The organism is Microbacterium sp. LCT-H2 (assembly GCF_001866135.1).
Taxonomy (GTDB): Bacteria; Actinomycetota; Actinomycetes; order Actinomycetales; family Microbacteriaceae; genus Microbacterium.
Genome location: NZ_MODW01000001.1, coordinates 516799 through 533596, shown reverse-complemented (window position 1 = coordinate 533596; position 16798 = coordinate 516799). Strand labels below are relative to the sequence as shown.

The 16798-nt window shown below is 69.7% G+C and carries 19 protein-coding genes; 5 read left to right on the top strand and 14 right to left on the bottom strand.

The genetic code is table 11. From position 1 onward, the window contains the following. Positions 1-37: 37 nt before the first annotated feature. The 6 genes from BK819_RS02565 to BK819_RS02540 all read right to left on the bottom strand — a co-directional run bounded on the left by BK819_RS02565 (position 38) and on the right by BK819_RS02540 (position 4187). Positions 38-391, bottom strand: coding sequence for a hypothetical protein (locus tag BK819_RS02565; RefSeq protein ID WP_071327723.1), 354 nt, complete (start codon positions 389-391; stop codon positions 38-40). A 69-nt stretch (positions 392-460) separates the two neighbouring features. Continuing rightward, positions 461-814 carry a hypothetical protein gene (locus BK819_RS02560; RefSeq protein WP_071327722.1) on the bottom strand — a complete coding sequence of 118 codons (354 nt, stop codon included), beginning with the start codon at positions 812-814 and terminating at the stop codon, positions 461-463. Between the two features lie 69 nt (positions 815-883). Next, on the bottom strand, positions 884-1297 hold the full coding sequence (locus tag BK819_RS02555) for a hypothetical protein (protein WP_071327721.1): 414 nt from the start codon (positions 1295-1297) through the stop codon (positions 884-886). After that, entirely contained in the window at positions 1294-2538 is a 1245-nt protein-coding gene (locus BK819_RS02550) for a WXG100 family type VII secretion target (RefSeq protein WP_143049230.1), read from the bottom strand. The genes BK819_RS02555 and BK819_RS02550 overlap by 4 nt, the downstream gene beginning before the upstream one ends. A gap of 129 nt (positions 2539-2667) precedes the next feature. Then, a complete protein-coding gene (locus BK819_RS02545) occupies positions 2668-3144 on the bottom strand; it encodes a dehydrogenase (RefSeq protein ID WP_071327719.1) in 477 nt (158 codons plus the stop codon). 53 nt (positions 3145-3197) lie between these two features. After that, entirely contained in the window at positions 3198-4187 is a 990-nt protein-coding gene (locus BK819_RS02540; RefSeq protein ID WP_071327718.1) for a malate dehydrogenase, read from the bottom strand. Positions 4188-4238: 51 nt separating this feature from the next. Between BK819_RS02540 and BK819_RS02535 the strand changes: the two genes are divergently transcribed. Then, on the top strand, positions 4239-5120 hold the full coding sequence (locus BK819_RS02535) for a neutral zinc metallopeptidase (protein ID WP_071327717.1): 882 nt from the start codon (positions 4239-4241) through the stop codon (positions 5118-5120). 70 nt (positions 5121-5190) lie between these two features. Continuing rightward, positions 5191-6162, top strand: coding sequence for a prolyl aminopeptidase (pip, locus tag BK819_RS02530; protein ID WP_071327716.1), 972 nt, complete (start codon positions 5191-5193; stop codon positions 6160-6162). A 14-nt stretch (positions 6163-6176) separates the two neighbouring features. Here the strand turns inward: pip and BK819_RS02525 are convergent, their stop codons facing one another. The 4 genes from BK819_RS02525 to BK819_RS02510 form a co-directional block, all read right to left on the bottom strand. Then, entirely contained in the window at positions 6177-7940 is a 1764-nt protein-coding gene (locus tag BK819_RS02525; RefSeq protein WP_071327715.1) for an aldehyde dehydrogenase family protein, read from the bottom strand. A 67-nt stretch (positions 7941-8007) separates the two neighbouring features. Then, positions 8008-8271 carry a glutaredoxin domain-containing protein gene (locus BK819_RS02520; RefSeq protein ID WP_071327714.1) on the bottom strand — a complete coding sequence of 88 codons (264 nt, stop codon included), beginning with the start codon at positions 8269-8271 and terminating at the stop codon, positions 8008-8010. 288 nt (positions 8272-8559) lie between these two features. Then, positions 8560-9537, bottom strand: a complete 978-nt coding sequence (locus BK819_RS02515) for a cation transporter (protein ID WP_071327713.1) — start codon at positions 9535-9537, stop codon at positions 8560-8562. Next, positions 9534-10034, bottom strand: coding sequence for a hypothetical protein (locus BK819_RS02510; protein WP_256209350.1), 501 nt, complete (start codon positions 10032-10034; stop codon positions 9534-9536). The genes BK819_RS02515 and BK819_RS02510 overlap by 4 nt, the downstream gene beginning before the upstream one ends. Before the next feature lie 109 nt (positions 10035-10143). On the opposite strand from BK819_RS02510, the gene BK819_RS02505 reads away from it, so the two are divergent. After that, complete coding sequence (locus BK819_RS02505; RefSeq protein WP_071327712.1) at positions 10144-10536, top strand: SIP domain-containing protein; 393 nt, start codon at positions 10144-10146, stop codon at positions 10534-10536. A gap of 7 nt (positions 10537-10543) precedes the next feature. Here the strand turns inward: BK819_RS02505 and BK819_RS02500 are convergent, their stop codons facing one another. Beyond that, positions 10544-10999, bottom strand: coding sequence for an adenylyltransferase/cytidyltransferase family protein (locus tag BK819_RS02500; RefSeq protein WP_071327711.1), 456 nt, complete (start codon positions 10997-10999; stop codon positions 10544-10546). 166 nt (positions 11000-11165) lie between these two features. Here BK819_RS02500 and BK819_RS02495 point away from each other — a divergent pair, with 166 nt between their 5' ends. Further along, positions 11166-12344, top strand: coding sequence for a glycosyltransferase (locus tag BK819_RS02495; protein WP_256209349.1), 1179 nt, complete (start codon positions 11166-11168; stop codon positions 12342-12344). On the opposite strand, the gene BK819_RS02490 is transcribed toward BK819_RS02495, so the two are convergent. Genes BK819_RS02490 through rfbA form a run of 3 tightly spaced genes read right to left on the bottom strand, consistent with a single transcriptional unit; the run spans position 12341 to position 15623 of the window. Beyond that, complete coding sequence (locus tag BK819_RS02490; protein WP_071327710.1) at positions 12341-13756, bottom strand: bifunctional dTDP-4-dehydrorhamnose 3,5-epimerase family protein/NAD(P)-dependent oxidoreductase; 1416 nt, start codon at positions 13754-13756, stop codon at positions 12341-12343. The two genes, BK819_RS02495 and BK819_RS02490, sit on opposite strands and share 4 nt — an antisense overlap. Next, complete coding sequence (rfbB, locus tag BK819_RS02485; protein WP_060922256.1) at positions 13756-14754, bottom strand: dTDP-glucose 4,6-dehydratase; 999 nt, start codon at positions 14752-14754, stop codon at positions 13756-13758. Before rfbB ends, BK819_RS02490 begins: the two co-directional genes overlap by 1 nt. Further along, positions 14751-15623 (bottom strand): glucose-1-phosphate thymidylyltransferase RfbA, encoded by an 873-nt coding sequence (gene rfbA, locus BK819_RS02480; RefSeq protein ID WP_071327709.1) that lies wholly within the window; start codon positions 15621-15623, stop codon positions 14751-14753. Before rfbA ends, rfbB begins: the two co-directional genes overlap by 4 nt. Positions 15624-15773: 150 nt before the next feature. Here rfbA and BK819_RS02475 point away from each other — a divergent pair, with 150 nt between their 5' ends. Continuing rightward, positions 15774-16793 carry a glycosyltransferase family 4 protein gene (locus tag BK819_RS02475; protein ID WP_071328063.1) on the top strand — a complete coding sequence of 340 codons (1020 nt, stop codon included), beginning with the start codon at positions 15774-15776 and terminating at the stop codon, positions 16791-16793. Positions 16794-16798: the final 5 nt, after the last annotated feature.

Genomic DNA, 16798 nt, shown 5'->3' with positions numbered 1-16798 from the left:
TTCGACGGTGTGATCCCCGGCGGTCGTCGCCAGAGCGTCAATCCGTGAGGCGGAACTCGATGCTCGCGGTCTGTTCCGGGTCCTCGAACCGGACCGTGCCGGAGGTGAAGTTCGGACGACGTGCGCTGGGTTCGACAACGAATCCAGCGTTTGTTGCTTCGAGGAAGCGCAAGATGACCTCTTCACCGTCGCTGGAGAGGCGCCAGGCACCGGAGCCGCGGAAGTCGTTTTGCGTGTCTCGGTACTGGAGGGGGTTGAAGGAGGCATCGGTCATCGTGAATGTGCCGTCGCGGTTGATCGTGAGCGTGCCGTTGTCGTCGCCGACCGCTTCCCAGAGGCCGATGGGAGAGGTGATGTGTGGGGCGTGGGTGCAGCCGGCGAAGCCGAGCATCCCGAAGAGGGCGAGTACGGCTGATGGTGCGGCGCACGCGGTTGAGCCTCGACGTTGAGTCATAAGGTGTCAATCCGTGAGGCGGAACTCGATGCTCGCGGTCTGTTCCGGGTCCTCGAACCGAATTGTTCCGGAGGTGAAATCGACTTGTAGGTCTGCGGGGTCGACGGGGAAGCCGTCGTTCGTGGCCTCGTCGAACCGTAGGACAAGCGGGGGGTCGTCCGAGAAGGTTTCCCAGACACCGGAGCCGCGGAAGTCGTCTTGCGTGTCTCGGTGCTGGAGGGGGTTGAACGAGGTGTCGGTCATGGTGAATGTGCCGTCGCGGTTGATCGTGAGCGTGCCGTTGTCGTCGCCGACCGCTTCCCAGAGGCCGATGGGAGAGGTGATGTGTGGGGCGTGGGTGCAGCCGGCGAAGCCGAGCATCCCGAAGAGGGCGAGTACGGCTGATGGTGCGGCGCACGCGGTTGAGCCTCGACGTTGAGTCATAAGGTGTCAATCCGTGAGGCGGAACTCGATGCTCGCGGTCTGTTCCGGGTCCTCGAACCGAATTGTTCCGGAGGTGAAATCGACTTGTAGGTCTGCGGGGTCGACGGGGAAGCCGTCGTTCGTGGCCTCGTCGAACCGTAGGACAAGCGGGGGGTCGTCCGAGAAGGTTTCCCAGACACCGGAGCCGCGGAAGTCGTCTTGCGTGTCTCGGTGCTGGAGGGGGTTGAACGAGGTGTCGGTCATGGTGAATGTGCCGTCGCGGTTGATCGTGAGGGTGCCGTTGTCGTCGCCGACCGCTTCCCAGAGGCCGATGGGAGAGGTGACGGCGGGGGCAGGAGCGCAACTGACGAGGGTGAGTATCGTGGCAAGGACAAGAGCAACCGCCGCGATTGCTGAGCGGGCGCGGAGGATGAATGTCATGGGTACACCGTTTCGGTCCAGACGATGGTCTGATACTGGGGGGCGAACTCTCCGTTGCTAGCGTAGGCCGACGTCATGGCAGCCTCCACGAGGGGCACGTGGGCGCCACCTGTGCCGGGGATGCGCGTTGCGGAGTCGATGGTCGTGTCGTTGTTGATGATGTAAGTCACTGCCACGCCTCCGTCTGGCTGGGACTCTCCGGCGTGCACCTCCAGCTCATATGAGCCGAGAAAGGACTCGGGCAGGTTTTGGCCTCCGAGTAGGGAGCTGGGAATCCCGCTCGTGATGACGTTGAAACCGTCCTGAACGAGAACCGAGGGGTTGTCGCTGATGACCCGGTCGTAGAAGAGGGGGTTCCCGCCCTCGACTAATCTCGCACCGCGGAGCGCATCGAGTACGCGCACGCGAGCACCGTTGATGTGGTTGCTGTGCATCAGGGCGGTGACGAAGGGATCGTCGGGTCCGAGGACGACCCCGCGTGCACCGTCACGGCCACTGAAGAAGTCGTCGAGCAGTTCGCTTACCCTCCTGTTAGCGAGTTCCCGTGGGCTCCTGTCGGATGGGGTGGCAGTGCAGCCGAGGCCTCCCCAGGCTTCCGCCGCGGTTCGGGCGAGCAGGCCCGCAAGTATCCGGTCAGCTTCCCTCCGCTCATCGGCGAGGCGGGCGAGCTCGTCGGCTGCGTCCTGTGCGTCGATCGTCGCCTGCTGTTCGGCATCGAACCGCCGCGCGAGTCCCTCGGGGTCTGTGCCGAAGAGGGCCTCGCTGTGGACACCGTTGAGGATGAGCTCGGCAGCTTCGAGGCGGTGCTTCAAAGGTGCGGCTCGGCGAGCGATCTCGGCCACCGCATCAGCGTAGGCGAGGATCCCTTTACCGGCGATCCGCATCGCCTCCTCGGAGGCCTCCAGACGGTCGTGGAACTCGAGGATGCGGGCGCGGAACGAGTCGGCGCTCTCCCCGGTCCAGATGTCGTCGAGGTCGCGGAGAATGGCGGACACGGCCGATCTCGCGTCCGCGAGGTCCGACGCCTGCGAGTCCGTCCACTGCTTCGTTCTGTCGCACGTGTCGTCCACTCCGCTCGCCAGGCTTCGACCGGTGAGCGTGAGAACGCCATGCGCTTCGAACCACGTAGACACGAACATCTCCGCACCGGAAGAGACCAGGTCGCTGAGCGCTCCCGTGAGGTCGAACCCGCCATCGAGACGGGCTTTGCCGTGCGAGATGTCATGGAGCGAGCGCGCCACTCCGCGCATGCCACTGACGTCGATGTGAAGACCGTTGCGCACTGTTCCCCCGGAGACCCCCGCCCCGGATTCAGGCTAACGAGGAGGAGGACGACGGTGAAGAGAACCGCGACGCTGTATACCGGTGGCTCAGCGGGCGCCGGCGGCGTCGGCGAGATGACGCGCCTCGTGGCCGAGCACCTTCACGATGATCCCGTGGCGCCGGAGCTCGGCGACCGTGCGCGCGCCCTCTTCGGCGTCGAGCCCCAGGGCCCGGATGTTCGCCACGACGACCACGTCTCCGGTCCGGAGCGTCGAGATGAGCCGCGCGAGACGGTCGTTCCAGCTCTCCAGGATGTCCGGCGCCGGGTGACGGAAGCCCTCGATGGGCACACCGAAACGGGTGAGGTCGGCGCGCTGCTCGACGACCGACGGCATGCCCTCACGAGCGACGACGAGGCCGACCAGGCGGGAGCCCGCGGGGCGCGCGGTCCAGAAGTTGCGGTTCTGCTGCAGCTCCGTGAAGCACTTCGGGCACGTCGCCGCGTCGTGCGGGAGATGGAGCGGGCTCGTCAGCGCATCGTCGAGAGACGGCGTCGTGCCCGCCGGGTCCATCGTGTCGCTCATCCCGCACCTCCGCCCTCTATTCTGCCCTGCCGAGGCGCCCCGCGGCGACCGGATCAGAGCAGTTCGAGGGCGCGGACCGCGTCCCGCTCCTCCACGAGCTCCGCGACCGAGGCGTCGATGCGCTCGCGGGCCCAGTCGTCGATCTCGAGGCCCTCCACGATGCGCCACTCGCCGTCGACGGACTGCACGGGGAACGAGGAGACGAGGCCCTCCGGAACGCCGTATTCTCCGCGCGAGACGACGGCCGCGGAGGTCCAGTCGTCGGTCCCGCGGACCCAGTCGCGCACATGGTCGATCGTCGCGCTCGCCGCGGAGGCGACGGAGGACGACCCGCGGACCTCGATGATCTCGGCCCCGCGCTTGGCGACCCGGGGGATGAACGTCTGCTCCAGCCACGCCGGGACGTCGCCGACGATCTGTTCCAGGGCCTCCTGCACGGGCTTCCCGCCGACGGTCGCATGCGACACGTCGGGGAACTGCGTGGCCGAGTGGTTGCCCCAGATGGGCACCCGTCGCACCGTGTGCACGGGGGCGCCGAGCGTCTGGGCGAGCTGGGCCCGTGCCCGGTTCTCGTCCAACCGCGTGAGGGCGGTGAAACGGTCGGCGGGGACGCCGTCGGCGGCCGCCGAGGCGATCAGGGCGTTCGTGTTGGCGGGGTTGCCCACCACGGTCACGCGGACGCCGGGGGCGGCGTTCGCGGCGATGGCGGCGCCCTGCGGCCCGAAGATGCCGCCGTTCGCTGCGAGCAGGTCGCCGCGCTCCATGCCGGGACCGCGGGGGCGCGCGCCCACGAGCAGGGCGAGGTCGCAGCCGTCGAAGCCAACCGCGGCGTCGTCGGTCACCTCCACGTGCTCGAGCAGGTCGAAAGCGCCGTCCTGCAGTTCGAGCGCCGCACCTTCCGCCGCGCCGAGCCCCTGCGGGATCTCCAGCAGCCGCAGCCGTACCTTCTCATCCGGACCGAGCATGTCGCCGGCGGCGATGCGGAAGAGGAGCGCGTAGCCGATCTGTCCGCCCGCGCCGGTGATGGTGATCGTGGTGGCCATGTCACGAGCCTACGTCCGTCGCGGTGTCGGCGCGCGGAGTACCCTCGACGCATGACGTTCAATCCCGACGCCGACCTCTCCCGCAACACCACGCGCCGCCGCGGACGCACGGCGGCGATCGCGGGCGGCTCCGGCGTCGGCGTGCTCGCCCTCCTCGCCCTCATCGCCGGCCCCCTGCTGGGCATCGACCTGAGCGGACTCGTCGGGGGCGCGCCCGGGGGCGGGAGCGAGCCCGCCGGCGGTTCGGCCATCCAGAACTGCGACAGCGGCGCGGACGCGAACGCGAACGTCGACTGCCGCATGGCGGGGGCGCAGGTCGCGCTCGACGCCTTCTGGGAGGACAACGTGGAGGGCTACCAGGCTCCGCAGCTCATCGTCGTCGATGGAGCGACCTCCACGCAGTGCGGCACCGCCTCCAACGCGGTCGGCCCGTTCTACTGCCCGCCGGAGGAGACCGTCTACATCGACCCCACGTTCTTCCAGCTCATGCAGGAGCAGTTCGGGGCCTCGGCGGGGAACCTCGCGCAGCTCTACATCGTCGGGCACGAGTGGGGTCACCACATCCAGAACCTCCTTGGGACCATGGAGAAGTACCCGAACAACGGGACGGGTCCCGGCAGCAACGGCGTGCGCATGGAGCTGCAGGCCGACTGCTATGCCGGCGGCTGGCTCGGCCGCGCGACCGAGCAGACCGACGCCGACGGCGACCCGTACCTCGAGAAGCCGACGGAGGAGCAGATCCGCGACGCCCTGAACGCGGCGTCGACCGTCGGCGACGATCACATCCAGGAGCAGTCCGGACAGGTGAACCCGGAGACCTGGACCCACGGCTCCAGCGAGCAGCGTCAGCGCTGGTTCGCGGAGGGCTACCAGAACGGGCTCGATGCGTGCGGGCAGGTGTTCACCCTCCCCGCCGATCAGCTCGACCCGTAGACCCGGCGCTCTCGCCGTTGTCAGATAACGTGGACTCGGCAGGACCGCACGACCGGTTGGGGGACCGAACATGACGAACACCGAGGGGCTGTATCCGCCCATCGAGCCGCACGAGACCGGAGTGCTGCTCGTCGGCGACGGGCACCGCGTGGCCTGGGAGATCAGCGGCAACCCCGACGGCAAGCCCGTCGTGTTCCTCCATGGCGGCCCCGGCAGCGGCACCTCGCCGTGGCAGCGGCAGTTCTTCGACCCCGATGCCTACCGGATCATCCTTCTCGATCAGCGCGGATGCGGTCGGAGCACGCCGTCCGCCGCGGAGCCGGAGGCCGATCTCCGGCACATCACCACCGCGCACCTCATCGCCGACCTCGAGCTGCTGCGCAAGAATCTCGGCATCGAGACGTGGCAGGTGTTCGGCGGGTCCTGGGGCAGCGCCCTCGCGCTCGCCTACGCCCAGGCCCACCCCGACGTGGTCTCCGAGCTGATCCTGCGCGGGATCTTCACGCTCCGTCGCGCCGAGCTCGAGTGGTTCTACGAGGGCGGGGCGGCGGCGCTCTTCCCGGACCTGTGGGAGGACTTCATCGCGCCGATCCCGGTCCTGGAGCGCTCCCGGATGATTGAGGCGTACCACCGGCGGCTGTTCGACCCGGACCCGGCGGTCCATGAACCGGCGGCCCTCGCGTGGGCGGCGTGGGAGGCGGCGACCATCACGCTGCGCCCCGACCCGGAGCAGATCGCGGCGATGGCCGATCCCCGCCGGGCCGTCGCTTTCGCACGCATCGAGAACCACTTCTTCGTGCACCGCGGCTGGTGGGCCGAAGGGCAGTTGCTCGCGGGGATCGACGCCATCCGGCACATCCCGGCCGTGATCGTGCAGGGCCGCCACGACGTGGTCACCCCGACGATGACGGCGTGGGACCTGCACCGTGCCTGGCCGGAAGCCGACTTCCAGGTGGTCGACGACGCGGGGCATTCCGCCGCCGAACCCGGTATCCGCGCGGCTCTCCGCGCCGCGACCGATCGGTTCCGCCCCGAGGACTGACGCGTTCCCCCCCCTCAGGCGCGGAGCGCGCGCATCAGGGTCTTCACGAGGCCGAGGGCGCCGCCGTCCGCACGATGCCGGGTGAGACCCTCGCTCACGGCGGCACCGGTGCGGGAGGAGGCGAACCACGGCGGTTTCGGGAGGATGGTCATCCGCCCTCCGCCGTTCGCGACGGGAAGCGAGCGCGGGAACGGCCGGAAGGGGCCACGCAGCACGGAGCGCTCCACCTGGTCCAGGAGCAGGGCGTTGTGGACGATGCCGATGCCGCTGCCGACGTCGTCGATCGTGCCCCCGGGGAACGCGCCCCAGGTGAGCGTCGGTGTGATGAATCCGAAGGCGGTCCAGCCGTTGATCGCGATCGAGCCGTAGTGCAGGGCGGTGAGTGCGCGCTCGAACCCGCTGCCGAGCGCCTTCTCGGTCGCCGGGTCGATGAGCAGGTTCGCGCCGAGCGTGCCCTGCAGCTTCTCGTTCGCGTGGGCGACCGCGGCATCGAGGAACTCCTGGCCCGTCCCTGGCAGGGTCACCACGCCGAGGACCGGGGCGAAGTACTCCGTGTTCTCCAGGGCTGAGGGGTCGTCGTCGGCACCGATCTCGACGAGGAGCCGGTCGCCGAGCACGAGGGCGTCCGGGTAGTCGTCCGCAGCGGTCTGCATGCGGGAGGGGGCACCGGGGTACCAGATGGGGCGCTCCGGAGCGGTGGCGTAGGCGCGGCGCAGCGCGGCGCGGAAGTCGTCGGCCTGGTCCCAGTCGGCGGAGAGGATGACGACCTGCCCCGCGATGCAGTTGTGACCGCTGTTCTGCAGGCGCATGGTCGCGATGTGCTCGGCCTGATACGTGAGGTCGGCGGCCGTCCACTTCCCCGGCACGACGATGATGGGGGAGACCCCGCCGAGCTCCGCCGTGATGGGCTTCTTCAGCAGCGGGCGGTTCTCGCGACGGCGACGCTTCGTCGCGGCTGCCCCCTCGCCGGTCGACGGTCCCCAGACGATGGTGTCGAAGGTCGCCGCCGAGCCGGTGATGTGCACGTGGGCGATGCCGGGGTGCTGGGTGAGGTAGGCGCCGGCGGCGGGGCCCCCGCGCACGATCCGCAGCAGTCCCGGCTCGATGAGCGGGGCGAGCGCGCGCTTGTAGACGGGGACCAGGGCATCCTGCGTGGGGTTCACCTTCAGCAGGGCGGTGCGGTTGTGGGCGAGGAGTTCGTACAGCACGTCCAGCACGGGGATGGAGGTCACGTTCCCGGCGCCGAGCACGAGTCCGACGCCTCCGGACACCGTCGGCGTGCGCTGCGCCAGACCGGCCTTCGCGCGGGCGGTGTTCGGAGTGGTCCCCGGTTCGAGCCAGACCTCGCCGGTGAAGCCGGACAGCAGGAACCGGTCGAGGCCGGTGAGGGGGAAGGCATGCACGCGCGCGCGGCCGCCGGGTGCGCGGTCGACCCGGATGCCGTCGAGCGGATTCGCACCGTTCGCGATCCGGGTGAGCGTGGCGATCGAGGCGTCCAGTGCTCCGAGGACGCTGTACGGACCGCTCAGCCACTCCTCGCCGCGGAGCGGATGCCGCGCGTCCAGGCCCTTGGAGGCGGCGGCGATCGTCGCCCAGTCCTCGGCTGTTGCGGCGACGCTCGTGCGCACCTGCCGGAGCAATGTCGCGCGCTGCGCCACGGTGAGCGCGGTCCACACCGCCGTCCCCGTCTGCAGGTCGGCGACGGCGGCGTCGAGACGTTCCGCCTCGCCCTCGCCGAGGGCGGGGGTGGCAGGCGCTGTCGTGGGCGCAGAAGTCATCGGCGTCTCCTTCGAACGGGCTTTCAGCTTAGGCGTCCGCGCGGAGATCCGCCGAGTGCGAGGACGATCAGATGAGCGAGAGCTCGCGCAGCTTCGACTCCACGTCGGCGTTCGACGGCTCGACGTGGTGCGAGGCGTCGGGGTAGACGACCACGGGGATGTTCGTGCGGCCGGAGATGTCCTTCGCGATGTCCGCGGCATCGGGGTCGGCGACCAGGTCGACGTAGGTGTACGCGACGCCGAGCTCGTCGAGCTGCTTCTTCGTGCGGATGCAGTCACGGCACCAGTCGGCGCCGAACATCGTGATGGTGTCGGAGGCGGGGTTGGTCATGCGTCCAGCCTACGTCCGCGAGGGGCGGGTGGCTCCGAAGAAACCTGTGAGAGCGGCGGCGAGGGCCTCCGGCGCCTCCGGGTCCGCGCCGATGACGCGCTCCGGGACGTCCGGCTGGGCGAAGAAGAACCAGTGCCACCCAGGCGGAAGCGCTCATGGCCGAGTCGCTCGGCGACGGTGCGGATGTCTCGGGCGGCCCCGAGCCGCCGTGGCGCACGAGGATGTCCGCCTCCGCAGTCGGGATCCGCGTGGTCGTGAAGGCGGGGAACAGTGCCTCGTCGGAGCTGCTCATCGACCGGGGTCCGCTTCTTCCGGCAGCTTCTCGACCGGGACGATCACCACGTCCTGCACCTTCCAGTCCAGGCCGGCGATCCCCTCGGACGCGGCGGTCAGATCGGCCGTGCGGACGCCACGGTGATGCGGCACGACGAACGCCTCGATGTGGAACACCTGGCCCTGATCCCGCATGCGCACGGCAGCCTGATCCACCCAGGGGCGGCTGCGCAGGTAAGCGACGATATCGCGGGCCAGCGGATGCGGCTCCGCGCTGTCGAAGGTTCGGGCCCGCTGGTCCATGAGGTCGACGATCGCGGTCTTCGTGTTGCGGAAGCCGTCCCAGATGATGCCGAGCGAGATGAAGAGCGCCGCGGCACCGTCGAGCCACCAGACGCCGGCGCCCACGCCCAGCACGCCGACGATGGAGGCGACCGTCGTCTGCCAGTCCGCCTTCGCCATGTCGGCGTCGGCGTAGAGCAGCTTGTTGTGCAGGACGGGGGCGAGCTTGGCCTTTGCGGGACCGTAGAAGAACACCGGCCCGACGATCACGACGGCCATGACGGCGACCATCAGCCAGCCGAGCCAGATCGTCTGGCCGAACACCTGCACCGTGCCGATGGTCGGATGCTCCCCGCGGATGAGGCCGGCGACGGCCTCGACAGTGAGGTTCAGGCCGACCGCGAGGAGCGCGACACCGGCGACGAGGTGGCCGACGCCCATCGCGCGGTGGAGGCCGTAGGGGTGCTTCCGGGTGGGGCGCCGCCGCACGAACAGGAGCGCGAGGAGGAACGCGAACTGCGGGATGAGCGACAGCATGTCCTCGATCCACGCCGTGCGCATGGCCTGGGACTCCCCCACGACCAGAGCGATCACGGTGATCGTGATCGAGGTGTAGCCGATCGTGATGATCTCCCAGCGCACGGCCTTGCGCGTGGCCTGCTGCTGTTCCTCGGGGAGCTCGGTGCGCCCGAACTGCTTCGTCCCGGTCATCGATCGACCTCCTCGTCGAGAGAGGTCTCGAGGGTCGAGAGGAAGGCGTTCTCGCCGAGGGGCACGAGCATGACGAGCTCCCGATCGCCCGCGCCCTCGATGCCGGGATAGCCACGGGTCACGCCCACCTTGTCGATCCACGGGGTGTCCGACGTCAGTCCGCCGGCCGCGAGGTCGAGGTCGCCCGCCTCCAGCATGCCCACCAGGCTCTCCTCGGTCCCGACCGTCCACGTGACATCCGCGTCGATGCTCGCGGCGAAGGCGTCGACGAGATCCACGACCGGCCCGCGCGGCTCGCCGCCGTCGAACTCGACGAGGCCGGGCTCGGGCGAGGTGCCGACCCGCAGCTCCCCACCCGTGACCCGGTCCAGGGTGCCATTCGGGTCCGCGGGGACCGTCATCCCGCATCCGCCGAGGGCTGTGGCCACGACGAGGCCGGCCAGGGCGCCGATCAGGCGTCGTCCGGCGGAGATCCGTCGAATCCTGTTGCTGCTCACGGCGCAAGGGTGGCCCGCGGCGTCGTCACCGGGCAACGGCGTTGACGAGCGCCGCCGGGGAAGGCTAGTCACCCTTGAAGGTAAGGGTAGCCTTACCTATAGTGGAGACATGAGCAGCGCGTGCGAGCACCTGGAGGATCCGGACTGGGAAGCGATGGAAGGAGCGGTGCTGATCGCCGGCGATGCGGCCGATGTCGGAGCCATCGTGCGCGTCGCGTCGCGGCTCCCGTGGGATGCGCACGGCGTCATCCTCATCGAGGCGGCGGCCCGGATCCCGTTCCGGCACATCGATGTCCCCGCGGGGGTGTCGGTCCGCTGGCTCGTGCGGGCCGAGGGGGCGCGCGCCCACGCGCGTGGCGAGCGACTCGCGAACGCCGTCTACGCGTGGTGCCTGGAGTGGACGTGCAGCGAGCCCCCGGAGCACTGGACGGTGTGGCTCGGCCCGCACACGCCGCCCCACGTGGCGCGGATGGCGCGCAGCCTCCTCGGCGTCGCGAGCTGAGCCCGTCTCAGCGGGTCGCGCCGACCGCGGATGCCGTGGCGCCCGCGGTGATCGCGTCGAGCGCGCGGCGGAGCGCCGAGCTCGACGTGTGCGCGGTGTACGGGAAGTAGACGACCTCGACACCCACCTCCGCGAACTCGCTCTCCAGCCGCAGGCCCTTCTCGGTGCCGCGCCAGTCGTCGCCCTTGAAGAAGTGCGTGAAGCGCACGTCGCGCCAGGAGTCCATCTTCGACGGCGTCGTCTCGACGTAGACGTCGTCGACGAAGGAGATGTGCCGGACGATCTCGGCACGCTCGGCGGTCGGGATGACCGGCTCGATCCCCTTGACCTGACGCAGCATCTCGTCGCTCACGACACCGGCGATCAGGATGTCGCAGTGTTGTTTGGCGTGCCTCAGCAGATTGAGGTGCCCGACGTGAAACAGGTCGAAAGCTCCGACGGCATAGCCGATACGCGTCCCCATGATCTCCCCAGATCGATCATTCCCCAGTCGAACGGATCCCCACCCGTTCGGCGCGACTCCCACAGCCGCAGACGACACTCTAGCAGGAACATGTCCTGCGGCCCATAGGAACCCATGGAACGATGGATGCCGGAGCCGATGGGGCTGCGGAACGAAGGGGACCACGTTGGGGGCAGGGGTCACGGTCATCGTGCCGACGTACAACGAGCGCGACAACGTCGCCGAACTCGTGGAGCGGACAGCTGCGGCGTTGGCGGGGCGGGACGCCGAGATCCTCTTCGTCGACGACAGCACCGACGACACCACGGCCGAGGTGGAGCGCGTCGCGGTCGATGCCCCGATCCCGGTGCGGGTGATCCACCGCGCGGACAACGTCGGTGGCCTCGGCGGGGCGGTCGTGGTCGGCCTGGGAGCCGCGGACGCCGATGTCTGCATCGTGATGGACGGCGACCTCCAGCATCCGCCCGAGCTCCTGCCGGCTCTGCTCGACCGCTATGCGGCGGGGGACGCGGACGTGGTCGCGGCCTCCCGCTACATCGGCGGCGGCGACACCAGCGGCCTCGGCACGGCCGTGCGGTTCGGGGTGTCCCGCGCGGCCACCTGGCTGACCCGCGCGATGTTCCCCCGACGGCTCGCCCGCAGCACCGATCCGATGACCGGTTTCTTCCTCGTCGACCGGCGCCGGCTCGACCTGGCCACCCTGCGGCCGCAGGGGTTCAAGATCCTCCTGGAGATCCTCGCCCGGACCGATCTGCGGATCGCGGAGGTCCCGATGGAGTTCGCCGAGCGTCGGCACGGCACCTCGAAGGCGAGCCTCCGGCAAGGGGCCACGTTCATCGCGCACCTGGCCCGGCTGCGCTTCGGCAAGATGTCCCTCTTCGCGGCGATCGGCGTCCTCGGGGCCATCGCGAACCTCGCGATCATGTGGGCGCTGACCGCCGCGGGCGTGCCCTACGTGTGGGCGGCGATCATCGGCGCCGAGGTCACGATCATCGGCAACTTCCTGCTGCAGGAGCGTTTCGTCTTCGCCGACATGCGCACCGATGCTCGCAGCGCCGCCGTGCGCTTCGCGGCCTCGTTCACGTTCAACAACGTCGAGGCGGCGCTGCGCATCCCCGTGATGGCGCTCATGGTCGAGACGTGGCACATCTCCAGCGTGCTCGCGACGGCCCTGTCTCTCGTCGTGGCGTTCTTCGCCCGGTTCCTGTTCCACTCGCTCGTCGTGTACGCGCCCCGTCGGCGTCGGGAGGAGCGGCGGGCCGCGGGCGAGCCGGAGCCGGACACCGCGACCCTGCGCATCATCCGCGCCATTGACGCGGAGGCGATGAAGCCGGGCGAGCTCTAGGCGTCCGCGGACAGGTAGTCGGCGAGGGCGGCATCCGCGTCCCGCGGCGTCCAGCCGGTGGCCGTGATCCGGGCGAGGTCCAGGACGCTGTTGCGCGGACGCGGCGCGATCGGTCCGGCCTGGTCGGCGAAGTACTCCTCCGTTGTCACCGAGGTCACCGCGGCGGGGTCGTGCCCGGTCAGCCGGTAGACCGCGCGCGCGATGTCGGCCCAGGAGTGCGGTTCGCCGCCCCCGGTCACGTTGTAGAGCCCGAACGGCGCCGAGGCGTCGAGCAGATGCCGGATGGCCTCCGCGAGGTCTGCCGTGAACGTGAGTCGTCCGACCTGGTCGCCCACCACACGCGGGGCGACGCCCCGCCCGGCCAGCGAGGCCATCGTGCGCACGAAGTTGTGACCGTCGCCGATCACCCAGGAGGTGCGCAGGATGTAGTGGCGGGGCACGGTCGCGACGATCGCGTCTCCGGCGGCCTTCGTCTGGCCGTACACACCCAGCGGGCGGACCCCGTCCGTCTCGGTGTACGGCTCGTCTTTCGTGCCGTCGAACACGTAGTCGCTGGACACGTGCACGAGCGTGAGGCCGTTCTCGGTCGCGACCCGGGCGAGCGCGGACACCCCGGTGACGTTCGCCGCCCAGGCTTCTGCCCGGCCCTCCGCCGTCTCGGCACGGTCGACGGCCGTGTACGCGGCCGCGTTGATGATCGCTCCGTAGTCGCGCCAGCGCCGTGCGCGGGTCAGCCCAGGGTCGCGGAGATCCAGCGTCTCGCGGGTCGTGTACTCGACGTGCTCCGCGTCGCCGAAGGCCCTGCGCAGCGCCAGGCCGAGCTGACCGGATGCCCCGACGACGAGGATCTTCCGCGGGCCGATCGGGGTCACCTCGGCCAGTCGAGGATGCGCCCGATCCTTCGGGGAGATCTCGACCTGGTCGAGGGGGATCGGCCACGCGATCGCCGCCGTCTCGTCGGCGAGGTTCAGGAACGAGTAGGCCGCGTCGGGGGACCAATGGTCGTTCACCAGGTACGTGTAGGCGGTGTCCGCTTCGAGCGTCTGGTACGAGTTGCCGACGCCGCGCGGGACGAGGATCGCGCGCGACGGATCGATCTCCGCCGTGAAGACGCGGCCGAAGCTCTCTCCTTCACGAAGGTCGACCCAGGCGCCGAAGATGCGGCCGGTGGCGACGGAGACCCATTTGTCCCAGGGTTCCGCGTGGATGCCGCGGGTCGTGCCGACGGCGTCGTTGAACGAGATGTTGTTCTGCACGGGGCCGAAGTCCGGAAGACCGGCGGCGACCATCTTCTCGCGCTGCCAGTTCTCCTTGAACCAGCCGCGGGTATCGCCGTGCACGGGGAGGTCGACGAGGAGCAGGCCGGGGATCGGCGTCTCCGTGATCGTGAGCGCCTTGCCGAACGCGGTCATCACTGCCCCCTGGCGGCGTAGAACGACTCCGTAGCGTCCTTGGCCGGCGCCCACCAGTCCTCGTTCTCGCGGTACCACTCGATGGTCGAGGCCAGGCCCGATTCGAAGTCGGAGAACCGCGGTGCCCAACCGAGCTCGGTGCGCAGCTTCGTGGAGTCGATCGCGTAGCGCAGGTCGTGACCGGCGCGGTCGGTGACATGGTCGTAGGCGTCGGCCGGCTGCCCCATCTGCGTGAGGATCAGCTCGACGACGGACTTGTTGTCCTTCTCGCCGTCGGCGCCGATCAGGTACGTCTGGCCGATCTCGCCCTTCTCCAGGATCGTGAGGACGGCCGAGGAGTGGTCGTCGGCGTGGATCCAGTCGCGCACGTTCTGTCCGGCGCCGTACAGCTTGGGCCGGATCCCGCGCAGCACGTTCGTGATCTGGCGCGGGATGAACTTCTCCACGTGCTGGTACGGGCCGTAGTTGTTCGAGCAGTTCGAGATCGTCGCCTGCACACCGAACGAGCGCACCCAGGCGCGAACGAGCAGGTCGCTGCCGGCCTTCGTGGACGAGTACGGCGACGAGGGGTTGTACGGCGTCTGCTCCGTGAATCGTGCCGGGTCGTCCAGCTCCAGATCTCCGTAGACCTCGTCGGTGGAGATGTGGTGGAACCGGCGATCGTGCCGACGGGCGGCCTCGAGCAGTGTGTAGGTACCGATGATGTTCGTGTCGAGGAACGGACGCGGGTCGTGCAGCGAGTTGTCGTTGTGGGACTCGGCGGCGTAGTGGACGACGGCGTCGGTCCGGGCGAACAGGCTGTCGACGAGCGCGGCGTCGGCGATGTCCCCCTCCACGAGCTCGACCCGGTCGGCGGGCAGGCCCGCGAGCGAGGCGCGGTTGCCGGCATAGGTGAGCTTGTCCAGCACCGTCACCTGCGCGTCCGTGTGCGCGACGACGTGGTGGACGAAGTTCGATCCGATGAAGCCGGCACCGCCGGTCACGAGCAGGCGGGTCATCGAGCGCCCCTTTCGAGCAGTCCGAGCAGGTAGGTTCCGTAGCCCGACTTGACGAGGGCTTCCGCGCGCGTGCGCAGGGCCTCGTCGTCGAGGAAGCCCTGACGCCAGGCGACCTCCTCCGGCACACCGATCTTCATTCCCGTGCGGCGCTCCATCGTGCGCACATAGTCGGCGGCGTCGGTCATCTGGTCGAATGTCCCGGTGTCCAGCCACGCGGTCCCGCGCGGAAGGACCTCGACCTGGAGCTTGCCGCGCTCGAGGTAGGCCCGGTTCACGTCCGTGATCTCGTACTCCCCACGGGCACTCGGCGCCAGGTTGCGGGCGATCTCGATGACATCGTTGTCGTAGAAGTACAGGCCGGGTACGGCGTAGTTGCTCTGCGGCGCGGCGGGCTTCTCCTCCAGGGAGATGGCTTGGCCACCGGCGTCGAACGCCACGACCCCATAGGCCTCCGGCTCCGCCACCCAGTAGGCGAAGACCGCGCCGCCGTCGATGTCGGCGAAGCGCTTGAGCTGCGTGCCCAGGCCCGGCCCATAGAGCAGGTTGTCCCCGAGGACCAGGGCGACACTGTCGTCCCCGATGAAGTCCGCGCCGATCGTGAAGGCCTGTGCGAGACCGTCCGGCGATTCCTGCTGAGCGAACGAGAGGGAGACGCCGAACTGCGAGCCGTCTCCGAGCAGACGCTCGAAGTGCGCGGCGTCGTGCGGCGTCGTGATGACCAGGATCTCGCGGATCCCGGCGAGCATCAGCGTCGACAGCGGGTAGTACACCATCGGCTTGTCGTAGACCGGGATCAGCTGCTTCGAGACCCCCAGCGTGATGGGGTGCAGCCGCGTCCCCGAGCCGCCCGCCAGAATGATGCCCTTCATGTATCCCCCTTGTGAAACATCGATGCTCGTGGCGGCGTCACTGAGAGGACGGCCATCCCCTGCCGTCCGACGACCCCCACAGTCGTACGCTCGACTCTAGCGGAGAAGTCGCCCTTTACACCCCCCGGACCGAGGGCCATAGTGGGCCTCGTGGGATCCCAGGACAGCCCGGCGCTGTCCGTCACCTGGGCGCATCGTGCCGAGCAGTCGGCCTCCGTCTGGGCGCGCGCACACGCCAGGGGAGAGGTTCCGAGCGTGTGGCCGTACGGGCTGGACGCTCTCCGCGACCATGCCGTGGTGGAGGTGGACGAGCTGCCCGATCCCGGTCGGATCGCACGGCTCCGCGCACGTGCCGGCCTCGGCCCCCGACCCCGCGCGGGGCTCGCCATCGCCTGGGACGAGAACACCGCCTACCGCCTCCAGATCCTGCGGCCGCGGACGCGATACGCCGCGGGGGTCATCTGGCTCACCGACATGGCGGCGGCCGGTGCCGCGCCCGGTCGCTTGGTGACGATGCTGCGGGCGGCCACGGCGCTCTGGGTGCTGAGCGAGGCACAGGTCGTGCCCCTGCAGCGGCTCCTCGGGACCGGCGGGCCCCGCATCTTCGTCGTGCCGTTCGGGATCGACCACGAGTTCTTCGGCGCGCAGCCGCCCGCTGCCCGACCCCGGATCGTCAGCGCGGGCAACGACAGGGACCGGGATCCCGCGACGCTGTACGCCGCGCTCGCCCTGGTCCTCGCCGCACGCCCGGGCGTCGACGTCGTCGTGCAGTCGCCCTCCGCGTTGCCGCCTCCGGAGGGCGTCCGGCTCGTGCGCCGACTGCCGCACACCGAGCTCCGCGATCTCTATGCGACAGCGAGTGTCGTGGTGACCGCGACCCGCCCGAACCTGCACGCATCCGGGATGACGGTCGCTCTCGAGGCACTGTCCACCGCCCGCCCCGTCGTCGTCTCGGACACCCCGGGCATGCGTGACTACGTCAGCACCCGCACCGGTGACCTCGTCCCACCGCGGGACCCGGAGGCTCTGGCGGAGGCGCTGATCGGGATGCTCGACGATCCCGACCGCGCGGCCGCGCTCGGGCGGCAGGGGCGGATCGAGGTCGAGCGGCGGTTCACGACGAGGACGATGGTCGACGCGCTCGTCCGCGGTCTCATAGCTGACGGCTGAGGGGG